General features: G+C 67.0%; 16 protein-coding genes. 7 read left to right on the top strand and 9 right to left on the bottom strand.

Annotation, left to right across the window (positions count from 1 at the left end):
* Window positions 1-16: 16 nt before the first annotated feature.
* The 8 genes from V6M63_RS21555 to V6M63_RS21520 are packed head-to-tail and all read right to left on the bottom strand — an operon-like array spanning window position 17 to window position 8,094.
* Window positions 17-1,579 carry a cache domain-containing protein gene (locus V6M63_RS21555; RefSeq protein ID WP_332745245.1) on the bottom strand — a complete coding sequence of 521 codons (1,563 nt, stop codon included), beginning with the start codon at window positions 1,577-1,579 and terminating at the stop codon, window positions 17-19.
* Between the two features lie 2 nt (window positions 1,580-1,581).
* Window positions 1,582-2,130, bottom strand: coding sequence for a crossover junction endodeoxyribonuclease RuvC (gene ruvC / locus V6M63_RS21550; protein WP_332745243.1), 549 nt, complete (start codon window positions 2,128-2,130; stop codon window positions 1,582-1,584).
* Window positions 2,127-3,116 carry a phosphatidate cytidylyltransferase gene (locus V6M63_RS21545; protein ID WP_332745241.1) on the bottom strand — a complete coding sequence of 330 codons (990 nt, stop codon included), beginning with the start codon at window positions 3,114-3,116 and terminating at the stop codon, window positions 2,127-2,129. The genes ruvC and V6M63_RS21545 overlap by 4 nt, the downstream gene beginning before the upstream one ends.
* Before the next feature lie 4 nt (window positions 3,117-3,120).
* Window positions 3,121-3,738 carry a lysophospholipid acyltransferase family protein gene (locus V6M63_RS21540; RefSeq protein WP_332745239.1) on the bottom strand — a complete coding sequence of 206 codons (618 nt, stop codon included), beginning with the start codon at window positions 3,736-3,738 and terminating at the stop codon, window positions 3,121-3,123.
* Window positions 3,735-4,481 carry a monofunctional biosynthetic peptidoglycan transglycosylase gene (mtgA, locus tag V6M63_RS21535; protein WP_332745237.1) on the bottom strand — a complete coding sequence of 249 codons (747 nt, stop codon included), beginning with the start codon at window positions 4,479-4,481 and terminating at the stop codon, window positions 3,735-3,737. Before mtgA ends, V6M63_RS21540 begins: the two co-directional genes overlap by 4 nt.
* The gene (locus V6M63_RS21530; RefSeq protein WP_332745235.1) at window positions 4,482-5,348 is read right to left on the bottom strand and encodes an energy transducer TonB; all 867 of its coding nucleotides are present in this window, start codon (window positions 5,346-5,348) and stop codon (window positions 4,482-4,484) included.
* A 28-nt stretch (window positions 5,349-5,376) separates the two neighbouring features.
* Window positions 5,377-7,461, bottom strand: a complete 2,085-nt coding sequence (locus V6M63_RS21525) for a ribonuclease catalytic domain-containing protein (RefSeq protein ID WP_332745233.1) — start codon at window positions 7,459-7,461, stop codon at window positions 5,377-5,379.
* A 24-nt stretch (window positions 7,462-7,485) separates the two neighbouring features.
* Entirely contained in the window at window positions 7,486-8,094 is a 609-nt protein-coding gene (locus V6M63_RS21520; RefSeq protein WP_332745231.1) for a YqiA/YcfP family alpha/beta fold hydrolase, read from the bottom strand.
* A 22-nt stretch (window positions 8,095-8,116) separates the two neighbouring features.
* On the opposite strand from V6M63_RS21520, the gene rodA reads away from it, so the two are divergent.
* The 3 genes from rodA to tldD are packed head-to-tail and all read left to right on the top strand — an operon-like array spanning window position 8,117 to window position 11,654.
* Complete coding sequence (gene rodA / locus V6M63_RS21515) at window positions 8,117-9,271, top strand: rod shape-determining protein RodA (RefSeq protein ID WP_332745229.1); 1,155 nt, start codon at window positions 8,117-8,119, stop codon at window positions 9,269-9,271.
* Window positions 9,268-10,155 carry an NAD(P)-dependent oxidoreductase gene (locus V6M63_RS21510; RefSeq protein WP_332745227.1) on the top strand — a complete coding sequence of 296 codons (888 nt, stop codon included), beginning with the start codon at window positions 9,268-9,270 and terminating at the stop codon, window positions 10,153-10,155. Before rodA ends, V6M63_RS21510 begins: the two co-directional genes overlap by 4 nt.
* A gap of 38 nt (window positions 10,156-10,193) precedes the next feature.
* Window positions 10,194-11,654 carry a metalloprotease TldD gene (gene tldD, locus V6M63_RS21505; RefSeq protein WP_332745225.1) on the top strand — a complete coding sequence of 487 codons (1,461 nt, stop codon included), beginning with the start codon at window positions 10,194-10,196 and terminating at the stop codon, window positions 11,652-11,654.
* Here tldD and V6M63_RS21500 read toward each other — a convergent pair.
* Window positions 11,651-13,159: a cryptochrome/photolyase family protein gene (locus V6M63_RS21500; RefSeq protein ID WP_332745223.1), complete on the bottom strand. Its 1,509-nt coding sequence runs from the start codon at window positions 13,157-13,159 to the stop codon at window positions 11,651-11,653. The genes tldD and V6M63_RS21500 overlap by 4 nt on opposite strands.
* Window positions 13,160-13,235: 76 nt before the next feature.
* On the opposite strand from V6M63_RS21500, the gene V6M63_RS21495 reads away from it, so the two are divergent.
* The 4 genes from V6M63_RS21495 to V6M63_RS21480 are packed head-to-tail and all read left to right on the top strand — an operon-like array spanning window position 13,236 to window position 15,716.
* Window positions 13,236-13,823, top strand: coding sequence for a YqgE/AlgH family protein (locus tag V6M63_RS21495; protein WP_056269984.1), 588 nt, complete (start codon window positions 13,236-13,238; stop codon window positions 13,821-13,823).
* On the top strand, window positions 13,820-14,233 hold the full coding sequence (ruvX, locus tag V6M63_RS21490) for a Holliday junction resolvase RuvX (RefSeq protein ID WP_332745222.1): 414 nt from the start codon (window positions 13,820-13,822) through the stop codon (window positions 14,231-14,233). Before V6M63_RS21495 ends, ruvX begins: the two co-directional genes overlap by 4 nt.
* Window positions 14,230-14,754 (top strand): bifunctional pyr operon transcriptional regulator/uracil phosphoribosyltransferase PyrR, encoded by a 525-nt coding sequence (gene pyrR / locus V6M63_RS21485; protein ID WP_332745220.1) that lies wholly within the window; start codon window positions 14,230-14,232, stop codon window positions 14,752-14,754. The genes ruvX and pyrR overlap by 4 nt, the downstream gene beginning before the upstream one ends.
* Window positions 14,755-14,756: 2 nt before the next feature.
* On the top strand, window positions 14,757-15,716 hold the full coding sequence (locus V6M63_RS21480) for an aspartate carbamoyltransferase catalytic subunit (protein ID WP_332745219.1): 960 nt from the start codon (window positions 14,757-14,759) through the stop codon (window positions 15,714-15,716).
* Window positions 15,717-15,786 lie beyond the last annotated feature (70 nt).

The raw sequence follows: 15,786 nt of genomic DNA, 5'->3' as shown, positions 1-15,786 counted from the left end.
CAGCCTCGTTGCGAGGTCAGGGCTGCTCGCGCAGGTCCCTGATGAAGGCGCTGAAGAGCTTGAGCCGGTCGGTGTTGATCAGCCCGATCTTCATTTCCACCGGCAATTCCTGGCCGCTGCGGTCCACCAGAATGCGGCTCATGCGCTGCCCCACAAAGGGTGCGTCGCCTGTCTGGTGGAAGTGCGCCAGGGCTTCGATGAACGCCACCTGATAGCGCACCGGCACCACCAGGTGCGCCAGCGATTCCCCCAGTGCTTCCTCGCGGCTCCATCCGAAGAGCTTCTCGGCCTGGGTGTTCCAGTCGGTGACGCAACCCTCGAAGTCCATGCCGATGAACGGCTCCTGCGCCGTGTCGATCATGGCCCGGGTGCGGGCTTCGTTGTCGTCCATGCGCTCGAAGCTGTCCTGCAGCTCCGCGGTGCGCTCATGCACACGCCGCTCCAGCGACACATTGAGGTGGCGCAGTTCTTCTTCGTTGTGTTGAAGGGTCTTCACCATGGCGTTGAAGGCGCCGCCGAGAATGGCCACCTCTTCGTAGGCGTTGGACGCTGGCACCTTCACCGCATAACCGGCTTCCAGGCCGCGCGCCACGTCGGCCAGACCCAGCAGCGGGCGCGTGATCCAGCGCGCCAGGCCCCAGCCCAGCAGCGAGAACAGCAGCGCCGCCACCAGGCCGCCCATCAGCATGCGCCGGTGCATCTGGTCCACCGGCGCGTAGGCTTCATCCAGGTCCTGGCGCACCAGCACGCGCCACCCCAGCCCGGGATAGTCCTCGAAACCCCGGTCGCTGCTGAAGCCCACCAGGTAGTCCTCGCCATCGGGCCAGGTCTCCCGCTCAAAACCCTGCTTTCCCTGAAGGGCGGCCTCGACACTGCGCAGCTTGAGCACCGTGCCTTCCACCTCGGGCGGCCCGAGCAACACCACGCCGGCGCTGGAGATGATCAGCGGGTCGATGGTGCGGCTGCGACCCACCGGCACGAAGATCGCCTGCTCGATCTCGCGTGCCCACTTCCAGGACAGGTGCACGCCCAGCACGCCGGTGACCTGGCCACTGTCGTCCTTGAGCGGGAAGGCGATGTCGACGAAGCGCATGGGCTCACCGCCCGGGCTGCCCACGATTTGGGCCAGCAGCAGGGCTTCGTGCACGTCGCCCATGGCCTGGCCCCTGAGCGCATTCTGAAACCACGGCCGCTGCGACACATCGGCGCCTTCGAGCAGGTTGCGCGTGGCGGCCAGCACCGTGCCGGCGGGGTCGGTCACGCCGATCCAAGCGTAGGTGGGGTAGCTCTGCTGCAGCGCATCGATTTCGCTGCGCACCTGGGCCAGGTCCAGCGGGCCGCTCAGCCGGTTGGCGATCAGGCGCACCTCGCGATAACGCTCGAACATCGCCTGGTCCAGGCGGCTGGTGGTCTGGTTGGCCAGCTCGGCGAGGTTGATGCCGATGCTGCGGCGCACCTGGGTGCTGGCGGTGCGGTCGCTGAACACGGTGAGCATCACCGTGAGCAGCAAAGACAGCAGGGTGAACGCGAGCGCGAGCCATGCGCCCAGGCTGAGGCGGTGTTGCAAGAGGTGGACCACGCTCAGTAGATCCTGCCGGCCTTGTACGACGCGCTGGAACGCGCCTGCAGGGCAGAGACCTTGTTGATCGCATGCAGCGTGCGGCTGACCTGCGCGTGCGTGATGGCCAGGCCCAGCGCGTCGGCCGCGTCCTTGCCCGGCAGACCGGGAAGCTTCAGCAAGCGTTTGACCATCTCCTGCACCTGCGGCTTGGCCGCCTTGCCGTAGCCCACCACCGCCTTCTTGAGCTGCAGCGCGGTGTACTCGGCCACCGGCAAATGGTTGGCCACCAGCGCGGTCAGGCAGGCGCCGCGCGCCTGGCCCAGCAGCAGCGTGGCCTGGGGGTTGACGTTGACGAACACGATCTCGCAGGCCGACACCTCGGGGTGGTAACGCGCGACCACTTCGGTGATGCCGTCGAACAGGATCTTCAACCGCGCGGGCAGCAGCGCGCCGTCTTTCGGGCTGGTCTGGATGGTGCCGCTGGCCACGTAGTGCAGGTGCGGGCCATCGGTGTCGATCACGCCGAAGCCGGTGCACTGCAGACCGGGGTCGATGCCGAGGATTCTCATAGGTCGAACGTCCAGCGCACCGAATGGAAAAACACCGGCGCGGCAAAACACAGCGCGTCCACCCGGTCGAGCAGGCCGCTGGCGCCGGTGACCGAGCGCCCGGCCAGGCCCCAATGGGTCACGCCGCGGTCGCGCTTGATGGCTTTCATGACCAGGTGGCCAAGCGACCCGGCCACACAGGCCACCAGCGCCATGGCCAGTGCCGGCAGCGGTTTGAAGGGTGTGAGACCGGCCAGCAGGGCGCCGAGCAGGCCGCCGGCGGCCAGTCCCATGGCCCAGCTGCGCCAGTGAAAACTGTCGCTGATGGCCGGGGCCACCGGTGTGCCCAGCTTGCGCGCAGCCAGGTGCTGCACCAGCATGCAGGTCTGCACCACCAGCACCAGGAAGAAGACGAGAAACGCAGTCCTGCCCGCGAAGCCGGGGAAGTTCAGCAGCAGCAGCGCAGGCACATGGCTCATGCCATAGACGCAGACCATGATGCCCCACTGCAGCTTGGCGTTGCGCTCCAGAAAACGCTGCGGGTCGTTGCCCAGAGCGCTCACCACCGGAATAGCGAGAAACACATAGACCGGGATGAAGACGGTGAAGAGGTTGAAGCGCTCGGTCCACACCAGCGCGTATTGCAGTGGCAACACGATGAAGAAGGCCAGCACCAGACTGCGGTGGTCGCCGCGCCGGGTGGGCGAGAGGCTGATGAACTCGCGCAGGATGAAGAACGAGACGAAGCCGAACAACACGATGGCCACACCTTCGCCCAGGGCCCAGCCGATCCAGAACACCACTGCCATCATCCAGGAGCTGCGCAGCAGCATCTGATTGTCGCGCAGCCGCAGTTCGCGTTCACCGGATTCGTCTTCACCGGCGCGGCGTTCGCGCACGGAGAGCAGCACGCTCACGCCGCTGGCGATGAACAGCAGGCCGAACAACAGCACGAACAGCAGGCTGACCTGTTGCTCGGGGGTGAGGCTTCGCACGAAGGAGCCCATCGGTTCAAACCTCCCGCAGGGCGATCACCGCCTCGCGCGCCCGCTTCAGGAAATCTGCGCGTGGCTCCTCCACGCCCAATGCGACGGGTTCACCAAACGTGACCGAACACAACACGGGCACAGGGACCACCTCGCCCTTGGGCATCACCCGCTGCACGTTGTGGATCCAGGCCGGCACCAGCACCACGCCGGGGAAGCGCTGGGCCAGGTTGTACAGGCCCGACTTGAAAGGCTGCGGGTCTTCTTCATGGCCGCGCGTGCCTTCGGGAAACAGGATCAGCGAGTCGCCGCTCTCCAGCGCGTTGATCAGCGGCTGCAGCGGGTCCTCGTCGCCCTTGCGCTCGCGCTCCACGTACACCGCGTTGAACACCTCGGTCGTGATCCAGCGCTTGAAGTTCGATGCGGTCCAGTAGTCCTTGGCGGCGATGGGCCGCGTGATGCTGCGCAGCTCGTGCGGGAGTGCCGCCCAGATCAGCACCAGGTCGGCGTGGCTCTGGTGGTTGGCGAAGTAGATGCGCTGCTCGGCCTTGGGCGGGCAACCGTGCCAGCGCGCCTGCGCGCCGGTGAGCAGGCGCACCAGGCCCAGCAGGAACACGCTCATGGCGGTGGCGCGCAAGTTCATGGCAGCCTGACTTCAGACATGCGGGCGACGATGGTGCCGGTGCGCCTGGCGAGGTAAGCCGATCCCGGGCGCGTCTCGAAGAACTTGGGCGAGGGCAGCATCACCGCCAGCCGCGCCGCTTCCGAGGCACTGAGCTTGCTGGCCGGCTTCTTGAAGTAGCGCTGCGCGGCCGCTTCGGCGCCGAACACGCCTTCGCCCCATTCCACGCTGTTGAGGTAGATCTCCAGAATGCGCTCCTTGCTCAGCAGCGTCTCCAGCGCCACCGCCAGCACGAGTTCCTGGCCCTTGCGCAGGAACTGGCGTTCGCCCGAGAGCAGCAGGTTCTTGGCCAGTTGCTGCGTGATGGTGGAGCCGCCGACCACCTTGGGTTCGCGCACCGGTTTGTTGGGTTGGGCGGCGGCGCGCTTCTCGGCGATCTGCTGGCGCTTCTCGTTTTTCTGCCACGCCCCTTCAATCGCTTCCCAGTCCACCCCACCATGCTCCAGAAAGCCCGCGTCTTCCGAGGCGATCACGGCGCGCTTGAGGTTGGCGCTGATCTGATCGCCTGCCACCCATTGGTGCGACCAGCGCCAGGTCTTGTCGGTGGTCAGGCTTTCCTGGCCGACGCGCCAGGCTTCCGAACGCATGAAGGCGGTGCTGGTCGGGTCGATCACCACCATGGCCGCGATGCGCAGTGCAAAGAACACCTGCAGCGCCACCCCGGCCAGGACCATCCACAACACCCAGCGCCCAAGTGACCTCATCTATTGGCCAGAGAGCTGGGTTTGCAGCGTCTCGTCGCGCGTGAAGCGGAAACGCGAGACCACCACGATCTGGTCGGCCTGGCGGCGCATGGGGTTGTTGAACTTGCCGAAGGACAGGCTGCGCACGATGGCCTGGGCGCGGCGGTCGAGCAGGTTGTTGCCCGATGTCTGCACGATCTCGGTGTCGAGCACCGCACCGCTGTGGTTGACCGTGATGATCATGGTGAGCTCGCCGTAGAGTTTGCGGCCGGCGGCTTCGGGGAAGTTGGTGGTGCCGCGGTCTTCGATCTTGCGGCGCAGCTCGTCGTAGTAGATGGCGTACACCGCCTCGCGCGTGGCCGGGCTGATGTAGCGCTTCTTGGGCCGGGCGCTCTCTTCGTTGATGCGCCGCTCGATCTCGGCCAGGATCTTCACCAGCGCCTTGCGCTTCTCTTCGCGCTCCACCACCTCGCGGCTGGGGTTGACCGACTGCGTGTCGGGCGGCGGCATCTTCGCCAGCTCCCGGCGCACCTGGGCGAGCAGCTGGTTCTGCTGTTCCTTGAGCGCTTCGATCCTGCGTTCGTCTTCTTCGGGCGTGTCGCCCACGCGTGCCACGGTGGTGGGTGGCAGGGGTGAGGTGGAGCGCCCGCGCACCGCGTCCCCGCCACCGGCCAGTGAGGCCTGCGCGATCGCGGTGGCCTTCTCGGGCCGTTCGTTGCTGCGCGCATTGACCAGGATCACCTCCAGCGGCGTGTCCTGGAACACCCGGTTGAAACCCTCGGGGTTCACGAATCGCACCGTGAGCACCGCCGCATGCACTGCGATCGACAACCCCAGCGCGAGCTGCAGTGTGGTCAGGGTTTTCAGGAACGCGAGGGAGGGTTTCACGCGGCGATTATCGGTGTGCCCCGGGCTGTCAGGCCGGATGACCCGCCGGGTCGGTGGTCCCCGGCGGCTGGGCGGCGGGCTCGGCGCCATCACTTTCGTTCACGTCGATGGCCAGGGCCAGCGGCGCGGACAGTTCCTCCTCCTCGCCATCCTCACCTGCGGTGTCGGCCGCAGCCTCATCGACCGGCAGATCCAGGCGCTCGATGACGGTGCCGTGCACGTCGAGCGTGATGTCGTCGATCTCGCCCAGTCTGATGCGCACATGCGCGCCGCGCGGCAGGCCGTCGGCGCCCATCACCGGCAGCACCAGGGGCAGCGCGTCGGCGCGCACCAGGTTGTCTTTCACCAAGGTGGCGGTGAGTTCGGTGGTGCCGCTTTGCCGCAGGTGCTTGAGCGTCCAGTAGCGTTCCATGCCGTTCTGGAAACCGTTGTAAGCGGTGTAGGCGGCATCGAACGCGCTGATGATGGAGAACAGGTTGGCGTCTTTGGGCTTGAAGGGCGCGGCGAGTGCCGCCGTCTTGCCGTGGCGTGCGCAGGCAATGATCTGCCACTGGTTGACCATGTCCACATAGCGGCGCAGGGGCGAGGTGCTCCAGGCGTAGCTCTTCACGCCGATGCCGGCATGCGGCTGGGCCTTGGTGCCCATGCGCACCTTCACGCCGGGGGCCATGCTGGCCTGGCTGCGGTAGATGCCGGGCACGCCGCAGTCGTTGAGCCAGTTGCCCCAGGTGCTGTTGGCCAGGATCATGGCCTCGGCCACCATCAAATCGAGCGGGGCGCCGCGCTGGCGGGTGCCGATCACCACCAACTCGTCCCCCACCGGTTCGTCGCCGGTCTTGCCCTCGAGGCGGAAGGTGTAGTCGGGCCGGGTGAAGTTTTCGGGTTTGCCGCGCACCACCTCGCGCTGGGCCTTGAGGTGCCGGGCGAGCGTGAAGATGAAGGCCAGCGTGGGCTGCAGCGCGGCGATCTCGGGCGCGGCGTTGTCGGCCGGGGCCTCGCCCGCGAGCCAGGCTTCGGTGATCACGGTGTCGAGCTGGTCGTGGCGCAGGTTCAGCGCGATCGGCACGCGCTCCAGCGCCGTTCGGGTGTCGGTGATGGCCAGCGTGGCCTCATTGAAGGTCACATACAGCGAGACAGCGGGGCAGTCGCGACCGGCCATCAGCGTGTAGGCCTGCACCACCTCGTCGGGCAGCATGGTGATCTTGTGGCCCGGCATGTAGACGGTCGACAGGCGGTGGCGCGCGACCTGGTCGATGGCACTCTCGGGTGCGATGGCCAGACCGGGTGCTGCGATGTGGATGCCCAGCGTGACGGTGCCGCTGCCCAGTCCCTGGAGTGACAGCGCATCGTCGATCTCGGTGGTGTGCGAGTCGTCGATGGAAAACGCCTGCACGCAGGCCAGCGGCAGCTCGTCGGTGATCAACGGCGCCTGCAGCGCCGGGAAGCCGGTGCCCTTGGGGAACTGGTCGAACAGGAACCGCTGCCAGTGGAACTGGTAGGCGCTGCTGATGGCGCCGGCGTTCTGCAGCAGGGTGAGTGGCGCGGTGTGGCTGCTGCGCGCGGCCTCGACCACGGCCTTGTACTCGGGCGCGTTCTTGTCGGGCTTGAACAGGATCTTGTAGAGCTGCTGGCGCACCGGTTCGGGGCAGGTGCCGCTGGCGAGCTCGGCCGCCCAGGCCTCGATCTGCGCCTGCACCTGCTTCTTCTTCTCGATGCCGGCCAGCGCCTGGGCCAGGATGTCGGCCGGCGCCTTCTTGTAGCGGCCTTTGCCGGCGCGCCGGAAATAGTGCGGCGCGCCCTGCAGGCACAGGAGCGCGGCCACCTGCTCGGCCGTGCCGGCGCTGCTGTTGAAGTACTCGCGCGCCAGATCGGCGAAACCGAACTCGTCCTCGGGCGCGAATTCGTAGGCCAGGGCCAGGTCCATGTCGTTGGACAGCTCGGTGGCGGCGCTCATCAAGGGGCCGGGGGCGGGCTTTTCGAACCGCAACAGGGCGTTGACCGCCTTCACCTTGACGCGCTTGCCGGATTCGAGCTCGACTTGCAGGGAACTTTCAGCCTCGGACAGGAGGCGGCCGGTCAACAACTTGCCGGCTTCATCAAACAGGATGTGCATGGACGGGATTGTCCCATGGGGCCACTACAGACCCAAGAATGCAAAGACTTCATCGATGTGATCGTCGAAGTCGCTGATCGCGTGGTCGCTGCCGGGCAAGAGCCGGATCGTCCCACCGTCGCAGAAAGCCTGCATTTCTCGCCAGTCCAGCACTTCATCGCCTTTGGACAGGATCGCGAACAGGCGCTCGGGCGTGGGTGGCTGCCGGGCTTCCAGCCGTTCGATGTCGGCCTGTTGTGCCTTGAGCTCGTCCACGAAGCCGGGCTGGAACACGAAGCGCTCCTCGGGTTGGTGCCACGCGGTCTGCTCCCCGATGTACGCCGAAAGGTCGCGTGCCGGGAACGGGGCCGGGTTCAGCAGCACCGCGGGGCAGCCGGTCTGCAGCGAGAACCAGCGCGCGTAGAAGCCGCCCAGCGAAGAGCCCACCACCGCCATGGTCTCGCGGGGCCAGCTCGCCGTCCCCCGCATCACCAGCGCCATCGCCTCGGCCGGCGAGGGGGGCAACTGGGGGCACCACCAGGTCAGATCCGGGTGCTCGGCCCGCACCCGGGCGGCCACCTTGCGCGCCTTCATCGATTGCGGCGACGAGCGAAAGCCGTGGAGATAGAGCAGGTGGGTGGTGACCGAGCGCATCGCCGAAGGATAATCCGGGACCATGTCCGCCGCGTTCGACAAACCCTCCCTGCTGCAGCGCATCGCCCCGATCTTTCTGGGCTTTGATCTGCCGCTGCTGTTGGCCATCATGGTCATGGCGGGCGCCGGGCTGCTGACCATGTACTCGGTCGGCTACGACCACGGCACGCGGTTCGAGTCCCATGGCCGCAACATGCTGATCGCCGCCGGCGTGCTGTTTCTCGTCTCCCAGATCCCGCCGCACCGGCTCATGACCCTGGCGCTGCCAGCCTATGCGCTGGGCGTGATGCTGTTGCTGGGCGTGGAGTTCTTCGGCATATCGCGCAAGGGCTCTCAACGCTGGCTCGATGTGGGCATGGTGATCCAGCCCAGCGAACTCATGAAGATCGCCATGCCCCTGATGCTGGCCTGGTGGTTTCACCGCCGCGAGGGCCAGCTCAAACCACTGGACTTCGCCGCCGCGGGATTCTTGCTGCTCATGCCGGTGGCGCTGGTCCTCAAGCAGCCCGACCTGGGCACCTCGCTGCTGGTGCTCTCGTCGGGCCTGTTCGTCATCTTCTTCGCGGGCCTGAGCTGGAAACTCATCCTCCCGCCGGTGCTCGTGGGCGCCGTGGGCATCGCGCTGCTGATCGCTTTTGAGGGTCAGCTGTGCGCGCCCGACGTGGACTGGCAGGTGCTGCGCGAATACCAGCGCCAGCGCGTGTGCACGCTGCTCGATCCGTCCAAGGACCCGCTGGGCAAGGGCTTCCACATCATCCAGGGCATGATCGCCATCGGTTCCGGGGGCGTGTGGGGCAAGGGCTTCATGCAGGGCACACAGACGCATCTGGAGTTCATCCCCGAGCGCACCACCGACTTCATCTACGCCGCGTTCTCCGAAGAGTTCGGCCTGGTCGGCACGCTGGCGCTCATGGTCGGTTTCATCTTTCTGATCGTGCGTGGCCTGGTCATCGCCATGGAGGCACCCACGCTGTTCTCGCGTCTGCTGGCCGGCGCCCTCACGCTCAACATCTTCGTGTACGCCTTCGTCAACATGGGCATGGTCAGCGGCATCCTGCCGGTGGTGGGCGTGCCGCTGCCGTTCGTGAGCTATGGCGGCACCGCCATGGTCACCATGGGCGTGGGCCTGGGCATGTTGATGTCGATCGCCAAGTCCCGGCGTTTCATGCAGTCATGACGGTCGCGTTCGTCGGAGCGGGCAACATGGGCGGTGCGCTGGTGGAGCGCCTGTGTGAGGCGCATTGGGCGGTGACGGTGTGCGACACCGATCCGCTGCGCCAGCAGCAGGCCCTGGCCGCCGGTGCCAGCCTGGCCGACACACCGCTCACCGCAGTGGCACAACTTGGGCCGCAGGACGCGCTGGTGATCGTGGTGGTGGACGCCGACCAGTGTCGCGAGGTGCTGTGGGGCGAGCAGGGCGCGGCCGGCGGCCTGCTGCCCGGGCAGACCGTGGTGCTGTGCCCGACCATCGCGCCCGAAGACACCACCGCCATCGCCGAGCGGCTGGCGCAGCAGGGCATCGCCTGCATCGACGCGCCCATGTCGGGTGGCCCGCAGCGGGCGCGCGACGGCCGCATGAGCCTGATGGTCGCCGCGCCACCGGCGGTGCTGGCGCGCCACGCCGACTTGCTGGCCGCCTTGTCGCTGAACGTGATGCGCATCAGCGAGCGTGTCGGTGACGGCGCGCGCACCAAGCTGGTCAACAACCTGCTCGCCGGCATCAACCTCGTGGGCGCGGCCGAGGTGCTGGCCCTGGCCGAACGCATGGGCCTGAACCTGTCCACCACGCTGGACGTGATCGAGCGCTCCAGCGGCCAGAGCTGGATCGGCTCGGACCGCATGCGCCGCGCGATCGACGGCGACCTGGCGCCACGTGCTCACGTGACCCTGCTGGAAAAAGACACCCGGTTGGCGGTGGCGGCGGCGCGCGGCGTGGGCTTTGAAGGCCCGCTGGGTGCGAGCGCGGCCCGGGTGTTCGCGCAGGCTGCCGAGGCGGGCATGGCCGGGCTGGACGACGCCGCCTTGCTCTCGTTCCTGCGCCAGAACACCCCAAGACCCTGACGCCAGCGCGCGGGGCGGGTCGTTCTTACAATGGCCCCATGATTTCACGCGAACCCACCCTGGCCCGTCTGGCCACCGCCCAAAGCCTGCTCCTCGAACCGTTTGGCCTCACGCCCGCGCATTTGCAGCGCGCGCTCGGCGAGATCATGTCGCACGGCGTGGACGATGCCGACCTGTATTTCCAGACCACCCGCAGCGAAGGCTGGAGCCTGGAAGAGGGCATCGTCAAGACCGGCAGCTTCAGCATCGACCAGGGCGTGGGCGTGCGCGCGGTGAGTGGTGAAAAGACCGCGTTTGCCTATTCCGACGACCTCTCCTGGGACTCGCTGCTGGACGCCGCGCACACCGTGCGCAGCATCTCCGGCCAGGGCCAGTCGAAGAAGGTCAAGACGCCGGCCTCCAAGGTAGCCAAGTCGCGCTCGCTCTATGGCGGCGTGGACCCGATCGGCACGCTCGACAGCACGGCCAAGGTGGCGCTGCTGGAGAAAGTGGAAAAGATGGCCAAGGCCAAGGACCCACGCGTGGTGCAGGTGATGGCCGGTCTGGCCGCCGAGCACGATGTGGTGCTGGTGGCGCGCGCCGACGGCACGCTGGCCGCCGACGTGCGACCGCTCATCCGCCTGTCGGTCACCGTGATCGCCGAGCAGGCGGGCCGCCGCGAGGTGGGTTCCTCGGGTGGCGGTGGCCGCTTTGGTCTGGCCTATTTTGACGATGCGATGGTGCAGTCCTATGTGGATGAAGCCGTGTCCTATGCGCTGACCAACCTCGACGCGCGGCCCGCACCGGCCGGCGAGATGGTGGTGGTGCTGGGCTCGGGCTGGCCGGGCATCCTGCTGCACGAAGCCGTCGGCCATGGGCTTGAAGGCGACTTCAACCGCAAGGGCAGCAGCGCCTTCGCCGGGCGCATCGGCCAGCGCGTGGCCGCCAAGGGCGTGACCGTGCTCGACGACGGCACCATCGCCGACCGCCGCGGCTCGCTCAACGTGGATGACGAAGGCCACACCTCGCAGAAGAACGTGCTGATCGAAGACGGCATCCTGCGTGGCTACATCCAGGATTCGATGAACGCGCGCCTGATGGGCGTGAAGCCCACCGGCAACGGCCGGCGCGAGAGCTACGCCCACGTGCCCATGCCGCGCATGACCAACACCTACATGCTCGGTGGCGACAAGGCGCCCGAGGAAATCGTGGCCAGCATCAAGAAGGGCCTCTACGCCACCAACTTCGGCGGCGGCCAGGTCGACATCACCTCGGGCAAGTTCGTGTTTTCCGCGAGCCAGGCCTACTGGGTGGAAAACGGCCAGATCCAGTACCCGGTGAAGGGCGCCACGCTGGTGGGCAACGGCCCCGATTCACTCACCCGCGTGAGCATGATCGGCAACGACATGAAGCTCGACAGCGGGGTGGGCACCTGTGGCAAGGAAGGCCAGAGCGTGCCGGTGGGCGTGGGTCAGCCCACGCTGCGTATCGACGGTTTGACCGTCGGCGGCACGGCTTAGTCGACTGTCCGGGTTCCGGAGTCAGGGACTTTCCCAGGCTTTTTCACGACCGCGTAGCGCAGCAAAGTCTGTTCGCGGGCGACAGCGTGGTCGACCACCGGGCGCGGGTAGGTCTTGCCCAATTCCACACCGGCGCCGAGCAACTCGATCTCGTTGGCCAACCAAGGCGCGTGAATGGCCGCATCGGGCAGGCCCGCGAGTTCGGGCAGGTAGCGCCGGATGAACCTGGCCTGCGGGTCGAACTTCTCGCTCTGGCTCACCGGGTTGAAGATGCGAAACCAGGGCTGTGCATCACAACCGCTGGAGCTGGCCCACTGCCAGCCGCCGTTGTTGGCGGCCAGGTCGAAGTCGATCAATTTCTCGGCAAAGTAGCGCTCGCCCCACTGCCAGTGGAGCCCCAGGTCTTTCACCAGGAAACTGGCCACCACCATGCGCAGGCGGTTGTGCATGTAGCCGGTCTGGTTGATCTGGTGCATGGCCGAGTCCACCAGCGGGTAGCCGGTGCGGCCCTCGCACCAGGCGGCAAACAGTTCCTTGCCGTGTTTGCCGTGCTCGAACTTGATGTGGTCGTACTCGGGCTTGAAGGCCTTCTCCACCACGTGCGGAAAGTTGGCCAGCACCTGGTGGTAGAAGTCGCGCCAGATCAACTCGGAGAGCCAGGTGCTTGCGCCCACCAGACCCTGCAGGTGCATCCGGTACGCCACCGAAGCCAGGTGGCGGATCGAGATGGTGCCGAAGCGCAGGTGCACGCTGAGGTAGCTCGGGCCTTTGACGGCGGGGAAGTTGCGGGTTTCGTCGTAGCGGTCGATGCGCTCCACGAAATCTTCAAACAGGCGGTGCGCGCCGCTGGCGCCTGTGGGCAGCGGCAGTTGCGCCAGGTTGGTGGGCTCGAAGCCGATGTCGGCCAGCGTGGGCACGGGCTTGACCCAGGCGGCCGGCACCGGCGCGAGGGTGCGGGCGTACTGCGCCACCGGGTAGGCCTTGAGATGGAAGGGCGTGAGCGTCTTGAGCCAGGCGTTCTTGTAGGGCGTGAACACACCAAAGGCGTGGCCCGCCTGCGTGAGCACCTCGCGCCGCTCGAAGATCACGTGGTCCTTGTGGCTGTGCAGCAGGATGCCGGCGTGCGCCAGCGCGCCGAACACCTGGGCATCGCGCGCCAGCGCGGCGGGCTCGTCGTCGTGGTTGGCAAACACCGCCTGCACCGCCAACTGCTGTGCCAGTGCCGGCACGGCCTTGGCGGCTGCACCGTGCATCACGATCAGGCCCACGCCGTCCACACCGTTGTCGCGGCCCAGCGCGCGCAACGAGGTGTCGAGCTCCACCAGGGATTCGCGGATGAACTCCACGCGCCGATCCGCCCGGGGCAGGGCGTCGAGGATGTCGGTGTCGAAGACGAACACGCACCAGACCTGGCGGCACACCTTGAGCGCGTGGTAGAGCGCGGCGTTGTCTTGCGCGCGCAGATCGCGCCGGAACCACATCAGGCCTTTGTCGTAGGTGTTCATGGCTCCGGGCGGCTGGTGCTGGGGCGGTGGCGGCCGCCACCTCTGGGGGGTACGGCAAGCGGCTTAAAATCGGCCGATGCCTGCTGATTTTGCCCCCATCAACCTCACCAATCATTTCCTGATTGCGATGCCCGGCCTCAGCGATGAGCTATTCGGCCGCAGTGTGGTGTTCATGTGCGAGCACAGCGAACGCGGAGCACTCGGTCTGGTGATCAACAAGCCCAGCGACATCCTGCTGCCCCGCCTGTTCGAAAAGGTCGACCTGCCCATGGGCCGCGACGACTTGCTGGAGCTGCCCGTGTTCCAGGGCGGCCCGGTGCAGACCGAGCGCGGCTTCGTGTTGCACGAGGCGGTGTCGGGCGAGGGCGAATCGGTTTACGCCTCCACCCTGTCGATTCCCGGCGGTCTTGAGATGACCACCTCGAAAGACGTGCTGGAGGCCATGGCCTCGGGCGCCGGTCCGCGCCGGGTGTTCGTCTCGCTCGGTTACGCCTCGTGGGGCCAGGGCCAGCTCGAATCGGAGATCACCGAGAACAGCTGGCTGACGGTGGAGGCCGATCCTGCCTTGATTTTTGATGCGCCGGTGGCCGAACGCTATGAGCGCGCCATGGCACTGTTGGGCTTGCAGCCCTGGATGCTGTCTCCTGATGCGGGGCACGCATGAGCAACCTGGCCACGGCCGTTCCGGCTGATTGCCAGATGTTTCTTGCATTCGACTTTGGACTCAAACGCACCGGCGTGGCCACCGGCAACCGCATCACGCGCAGCGCCACACCGCAGGCCACCATCAACGCCGAAGGCGATGCCCGTTTCGCGTTGATCGCACAGCGCCTGAAAGAGTGGCAACCCGACGCCCTGGTGGTGGGTGTGCCCTACCACCCCGACGGCGCGGCGCACGAGAACACCGCGCGCGCCTTGAAGTTCGCCCGCCAGCTGCGCGGCCGCCACGGCCTGCCGGTGTTTGAAGTGGACGAGCGCTACAGCACCACCGAGGCCCACAGCCTGGGCGCCAAAGACGCGGACGCCGCGTCGGCCTGCATCATCCTGGAACAATTCTTGAGGAGCCTGCCTTGACCCAGTTGAACGCGCCTTTGCCGCTGGACGCGGAGGCGCTTTATGCCGAACTCCTGCCCGCCGTGAAGGCTTTGATCGACGCCTCGCCCGCTCCGGTGGTGCTCGCAGGCATCACCTCGGGTGGCGCCTGGCTGGCCGAACGCCTGCAGCGTGACCTGGGCCTGCCGGGCAATGCCGGCGTGATCTCGTCAAGCATGCACCGCGACGATTTCGCGCAGCGCGGCCTGGCATCCAGCGCGCAGACCGTGCTGCCCTTCGACGTGAACGGCGCCCATGTGCTGCTGATCGACGACGTGCTCTACACCGGGCGCACGCTGCGCGCGGTGATCAACGAACTCTTCGACTACGGCCGCCCGGCCAGCGTGCGCCTGGCGGTGCTGGTGGACCGGGGGGGTCGTGAACTGCCCATCGAAGCCAACGTGTGCGCCGCCCGTGTCGAGATGCCGGCGGGTCAGTCGCTGGAACTCGCGAAAGACGACAGCGGCCGCCTGAGCTTCGTGCTGGAAACCAAGGAAGCCTGACCGTGCAAAGCAAGAATCCCCAGCTCAACAAGAACGGTGAACTCATCCACTTGCTCTCCACCGAGGGCCTCTCGCGCGACATCCTCACGCAGATCCTGGACACCGCGGCCAACTTCGTGAGCGTGAGCAACCGCGAAGTGAAGAAGGTGCCGCTGCTGCGGGGAAAAAGCGTGTTCAACCTGTTCTTCGAGAACAGCACGCGCACCCGCACCACCTTCGAGATCGCGGCCACGCGCCTGAGCGCCGACGTGATCAACCTGGACATCGCGCGCAGCTCCACCGCCAAGGGCGAGTCGCTGCTCGACACCATCGCCAACCTCAGCGCCATGGCGGCCGACATCTTCGTCGTGCGCCACAGCGAGTCGGGCGCGCCCTACCTGATCGCGCAGCACGTGGCGCCGCACGTGCACGTGATCAACGCTGGCGACGGGCGCCACGCGCACCCCACGCAGGGGCTGCTCGACATGTACACCATCCGCCACTACAAGCAGGACTTCACCCAACTCTCGGTGGCCATCGTGGGCGACGTGCTGCACTCGCGCGTGGCGCGCTCCGACATCCACGCCCTCACCACGCTGGGTTGCCCCGACGTGCGCGTGGTCGGCCCGCGCACGCTGGTGCCGAGCGACCTCTCGCAGATGGGCGTGCGCGTGTGCCACACGCTGGAAGAGGGCATCAAGGACTGCGACGTGGTGATCACGCTGCGGCTGCAGAACGAACGCATGAGCGGCGCGCTGTTGCCTTCGAGCCAGGAATACTTCAAGAGCTTCGGCCTTACGCCCGAGCGCCTGCGTTGGGCCAAGCCGGACGCGATCGTGATGCACCCTGGCCCGATCAACCGCGGCGTGGAGATCGACTCGGCCGTGGTTGACGGGCCGCAGAGCGTGATCCTGCCGCAGGTCACTTACGGCATTGCGGTGCGCATGGCGGTCATGGGCATCGTCGCAGGGAACGAGGCATGAGCATTGCCCCCACGCTCCACCGCTGCGCGGGTCGCTGCCCCCCAAGGGGGCGGGCCTTGCTTGGGGCTGC

Source organism: Hydrogenophaga sp. (assembly GCF_036675665.1).
Taxonomy (GTDB): Bacteria; Pseudomonadota; Gammaproteobacteria; order Burkholderiales; family Burkholderiaceae_C; genus Hydrogenophaga.
This window is presented reverse-complemented; position numbering and strand designations above follow the sequence as displayed.